This is a genomic window from Mameliella sp. AT18 (assembly GCF_028807275.1).
Taxonomy (GTDB): domain Bacteria; phylum Pseudomonadota; class Alphaproteobacteria; order Rhodobacterales; family Rhodobacteraceae; genus Antarctobacter; species Antarctobacter albus.
Window position 1 is genome coordinate 1 of the sequence record NZ_JARAMO010000194.1, and the last position, 4,604, is coordinate 4,604.

Genomic DNA, 4,604 nt, shown 5'->3' on the forward strand with positions numbered 1-4,604 from the left:
TTGAGAGAGAACGAGTCCTGACCCTAGTCCTTCAGCAAGCTTGGGAAAACTTGGCCAAGCTCCGTGACGACTTGCCAACTTCACCCTCTGTCCGCAAGGACTATCAGGTTGCGGTAAAGTGTGACCCGCCTTTCAGGGACAGATACGCCAAAGTTTTCGCACAAAGCGCTTAAGCGATTTATAGCTTTTGGAAGGTGCCTGAGCGCGTCGCGTAGACTGGTGACAGTCGCCAAAATGTGCCGATAATTCAGTGCCATTAGCAACAGTCCACGAAAGGGGACAGCCGATGGCAAACAACCAAACAAACAACAGACGCATCCTTGACGATGACCGCGTGTTCTTCCCGGAAGACCCGGAAATGCGCATCTTCGGGAGCGTCGAAAAGCTGGCGCAATGGCGGCACCGCAATCGCGGCCCGGCCTTCATCCGCATCGGGCGCCGCATCGCCTATCATGGCAGCGACCTGAACGCCTATCTTGAGGCGCAGCGCGTCGATCCCAATGGGGAGGCCGCGTAATGGAAAACCCCAGCACCGCACGCGGGGCCGGGGCCTTCCGTGTGACATCAACTGCCACCTTCGCAAGTCCAGTTGATGCCACATGCGGCCCGGTTCGCGCAACCAAATCCGAAACCCGATTCTATTGGGACCGGCGCAGCAATTCGGTCCAGCGGTTGACGCGCCACCTGGGGAGGGTCTGGCATGAGTGAACTCTGGTACAGCAACCCGACCCAGATCTACTTTGCCTGCCGCGCGCTGGCGCTGGGGCAGACGCTCAACCACATGGACGTTATCAGGGGCGTGAAAGGCTGGCGCCTGAGCGCCATCGTGGAGACGCTGCGCAACCGATATGGCTGGCCCATCGAGACCGAGTATCGCGGGCCGGAACGCATCGGGCATTATCACCTGTCCAAGTCCTGCGACCCGCTGCGGCTGGCCTATCCGCCATCGGTGCGGCACCTGTTGCAGGAACTGGAGGCGCTGGGCGTTGCGCGTGGCAAAGGCGGCGCGGGTGGCGTCGATGGCTAGGCGCGGCAGCAAGAAAAGGGGGGAGGGGCAGTATGCCCCCCTCCCGTACGCGATGCTCAAGAGCGATGCCTGGCGCAGCTTGTCGGGCGTGGCGGTCAAGGTGTTCCTGGAACTGCACACGCGGTTCAACGGCAGCAACAACGGCACACTGCGCCTATCCTATGCAGAGGCGGCGGTTTTGCTTGGCGTGGGCAAGGCGACCGTCAAGCGGGGCTTTGAGGATCTTCAGGCCAAGGGCTTTGTCGTGCTGGTGCGCAAGGGCAACTGGTATCACCGGCAGGCGCATGAATGGCGGTTGACGACAAAGCCCGTGCAGAAGGTCAAGGGTGTCGAAGTGCCGTCCCACGACTGGCGCAGTTGGTCGCCGGAAAAATCAGAGCGCGGTTCTGAAACGGAACGGTCTGGGGGTGCGGTGGTGCCATTTCAGAACCCAAGCGGGCGCGATGGTTCCATATCAGAACCCGTCAGGGGCAAATCTGGAGGGCGGCACGGTTCTGGAACGGAACACTAATACTCACCACTCCCACAAGGAAAAGGCGCAGGAAGGGCAAGGCATGACGGAACTGGAAACGGCAGAAGGGCAGGGCGGCGGCGTGCGCGCGTTCCCTTCGATGCAGATGGACGAAGACGGCACGCTACAGGCCCGCGTGGGCGCGCAAGAGGATGTGCAGGCCCTTCTGGGCATGAAGACCGCAGAGGCCGCGCAAGGCGTGTTCAGGAGCGCGCTGGAGGCGCTGGGCGGGTCTGCCAAGGACAAGGCGCAACTGGTGTCCGCGATGTTCGCGGAGATCGAACCGCGCGACGGGATCGAGGCAATGCTGGTGGCGCAGATGACGGCAACCCATGTCGCCATGACACTGGTGGCGTCGAAGATGGCCGGAGGCGCGGGCTATCAGGTTCGTGAAAGCTATGAACGGTCGATGACGCGCCTCAGCCGCACCTACCTGGCGCAGATGGATGCGCTCAAAAAGCACCGTGCCAAGGCGCAGCAGGTTGTCCGCGTGGAGCGGGTGACTGTGCAGGATGGCGGTCAGGCGATTGTGGGTGACGTGACGCATGGCGGGGGCGGGCGATGACGAAAAACGACGTTAACCCCATGAACCCTGTTGAGCGCTTGCGGGCCGCGCCGCGATGCACGGCGATGGCAAAGAGCACAGGGCGTCGTTGCCGCTGCCCTTCTAAGCAAGGTTGGAACGTCTGCCGTCTGCACGGCGCTGGTGGTGGAGCGCCTTCCGGCTCCGACCATCCGAACTACCGGCATGGTTTGCGGACGAAGGACATGAAGGCCCTGTCGGCCCTAGCACGCTTAGTCCGTCGGTATTGAGTTGTTGGAGCTATTTCTTGTGCTGCGCAATTAACTCCGAAAGTGACCTTCGACTACTGGCCAAGTTCACAAGCAAAACGCGCAATTGGTTGATGTATCCACGGCTTTTCTTGTCTGTGATGTTTCTGACCCCGCAATGAGCCAAGTTTTCAGGAAGCGGTTCACTTGTTATGTCAAACGGTTGCGTCCCCGCATCATCGATCACGGCTCTTACTTCGCCGCATAAGAATTTTACCGAAAATGCTTCTTCACGAATCAGTTGTTTTCCATCTGATTTTTCGGCTTGTTTTGTCGCCAAGGCGAGTTCCGCTGCTACGTTCAGTTTATCCATGCGTGACACGCTGACGTAGTTTGTCTCTCCGCCTTCCAGATCTTTGCGTCTGAATGCTGACGTCAATAGCTTGCCATCTTCAAAATCGTCGGGCGACCACACAAGTCGGTGAACTTGGACATTGTCTTCGGGCACTGTGCACTTCCGACTTAGGAAAGGAGAAGACTTAGGAAGTGTCCATCGAAGTTATCACTGAGTGATGCTTCATCCGCTGATGCAGACATTGTCCCGTTCTTGGCATAATATGAGTACGTGCCGTCTTCGAAGATAGTCAAATCGGCTTGGAGTTCATCGTCGGCCCAAGAGAATGAGAGTGTACCTTCGAAGTCTAGACCAACCGAAGGCCTGCGATCCACGCCCTCCAAGCCGAGTTTTGAAAGGAAATGAAGCGAATGCTCTCGTACCCTGTTCAGCATAGAGGCGCTGTCAGGACCTTTCCACCCAAACCGTTTTTCAGCCAACTCGTTGATACGTTGAGCTATTTGGAAGTGCCAATCGGGCGGAGTTGTCACGGTCTGTGGCCGGGAAAGAAAGTCAACGACACGGTCTCCGCTAGAGGTCTCTACGCAAGTCCTATGAGGGCATTGCGTGTATTGTTCGACACCTTTGGCATGTGGGACTATGGTATTATGGGTCGAAGCCGCCCCGGGCGTCACGGTGGTAGCTGTAGAGCCGGCCAGAATCATTGCCGAGATGACCCAGTCCCGGCTTTTCGAGGTGGATGCGCTTTCGTCAGGATTGGCCATTAGTTTCTCCCCTGATGCCCACTTGTGCCTGCATTCCTTCCGAAAGAACAGACTTGAAAATCTCTTTTGACCGTTCGTGCATGGACGCTAATTTTTCTTTGAGCACTTCATACTCAAGCTGTTCGCCCCTACTTCTTAGCTCCGTTTTGGTAAGAACCTGGACACTTCGAATGGTTCCTCTGTCTGGCGACTTGCTGTCTTGAGCATCTAGGTTCTGGTTTATTAAGACTTTGTGCCCCTCTAGTTCTTCGAACCACCCCCGATGGACATGCCATAACGAACCTCCGGACGCCGCGTTTTCGGGAAGCAAGGCGGAGATATTTGCAAGCAAAAAATCGGGCCTTGCATCAATAGGCCTACCTTCGAAAACGAACCTGTCCCCATACTCAAGTGACATCGTTGCGGCATCGACAACTGTCAAGATCTTGTCGAGTATGGGTCCAGCAACCTCTTCAAACCGCCTAAGAAAACTGGTCCATCTAATGTACTCAGCGGTTTCGTAGACAATAGCCTCGTTCTCAACGACCAAGGTTTCAACAGGTCTGTTACCTGCGGTCAGCCTCTGCCAGTCCCAACCCCAAAGTTCGGATGGCGATCCTCCGAACGATACCCCAGATGGTTGAAAATGTATCTGTTGACCTCGTCGTAGGTTCTTGGACGTGAATCCTAGCGCAAGTCTGCGCTCATCGTTGTCAGCAGCCACGCTGCGAAGAAATTTACTTGGCAAGGGGGTGCCGAGCGCCACAATAATTCTAACGCGTTCAATGGCATGGTTTGGTTGCAGCGGTCGCCAGGGCACTGTTCTTCCTTGGATGTTCACTTGCAGTTCTGGCTGACCAATCGTTATCAGCACCTTTACGGAGCGATCTTTGCCGTCTCTGTAGGCATTTGGCAACCAACTCGCAGTCATGTCCAGTCGGACGGATAGGGCGCGGTTCGGTGCGAGTTCTCCTGCCGGCCCCGTAAACCGACCTACCGACATGACGCCCCCAAAAACGCCGTTTCAGAAGTCTGATGTGGTACTTTTCGTGGTATTTTCTATAGATTATATAATATAATCCATTTTTATCAAATAGTTATCATAATGATTCTGATGACACAGCCTCCGCCAAGAGGTATTGAGTTTAAATGGAAAAGTTGGGCAGTTGCGGTCACACCCGCCAAAATGCCCGCCAT

7 protein-coding genes are annotated in these 4,604 nt (G+C 56.2%); 4 read left to right on the forward strand and 3 right to left on the reverse strand.

Features of this window, described 5'->3' with window-relative positions; all coding sequences use genetic code 11:
- The first annotated feature begins 286 nt into the window (after window positions 1–286).
- From PVW46_RS17340 to PVW46_RS17355, 4 genes are all read left to right on the forward strand, one after another.
- Entirely contained in the window at window positions 287–517 is a 231-nt protein-coding gene (locus PVW46_RS17340; protein ID WP_069211532.1) for a helix-turn-helix domain-containing protein, read from the forward strand.
- Between the two features lie 183 nt (window positions 518–700).
- Window positions 701–1,027: a hypothetical protein gene (locus PVW46_RS17345; RefSeq protein WP_069211533.1), complete on the forward strand. Its 327-nt coding sequence runs from the start codon at window positions 701–703 to the stop codon at window positions 1,025–1,027.
- Between the two features lie 52 nt (window positions 1,028–1,079).
- Window positions 1,080–1,538, forward strand: coding sequence for a helix-turn-helix domain-containing protein (locus tag PVW46_RS17350; RefSeq protein ID WP_274576860.1), 459 nt, complete (start codon window positions 1,080–1,082; stop codon window positions 1,536–1,538).
- 43 nt (window positions 1,539–1,581) lie between these two features.
- Window positions 1,582–2,103 carry a hypothetical protein gene (locus PVW46_RS17355; protein WP_069211534.1) on the forward strand — a complete coding sequence of 174 codons (522 nt, stop codon included), beginning with the start codon at window positions 1,582–1,584 and terminating at the stop codon, window positions 2,101–2,103.
- A 258-nt stretch (window positions 2,104–2,361) separates the two neighbouring features.
- Here the strand turns inward: PVW46_RS17355 and PVW46_RS17360 are convergent, their stop codons facing one another.
- From PVW46_RS17360 to PVW46_RS17370, 3 genes are read right to left on the reverse strand one after another with little or no spacing between them, the layout of a single operon-like run.
- Window positions 2,362–2,817, reverse strand: coding sequence for a hypothetical protein (locus tag PVW46_RS17360; RefSeq protein ID WP_139132438.1), 456 nt, complete (start codon window positions 2,815–2,817; stop codon window positions 2,362–2,364).
- A 14-nt stretch (window positions 2,818–2,831) separates the two neighbouring features.
- Entirely contained in the window at window positions 2,832–3,428 is a 597-nt protein-coding gene (locus tag PVW46_RS17365; RefSeq protein WP_139132439.1) for a hypothetical protein, read from the reverse strand.
- On the reverse strand, window positions 3,415–4,338 hold the full coding sequence (locus tag PVW46_RS17370) for a TIGR04255 family protein (protein ID WP_274576864.1): 924 nt from the start codon (window positions 4,336–4,338) through the stop codon (window positions 3,415–3,417). Before PVW46_RS17370 ends, PVW46_RS17365 begins: the two co-directional genes overlap by 14 nt.
- Between the last annotated feature and the right edge of the window lie 266 nt (window positions 4,339–4,604).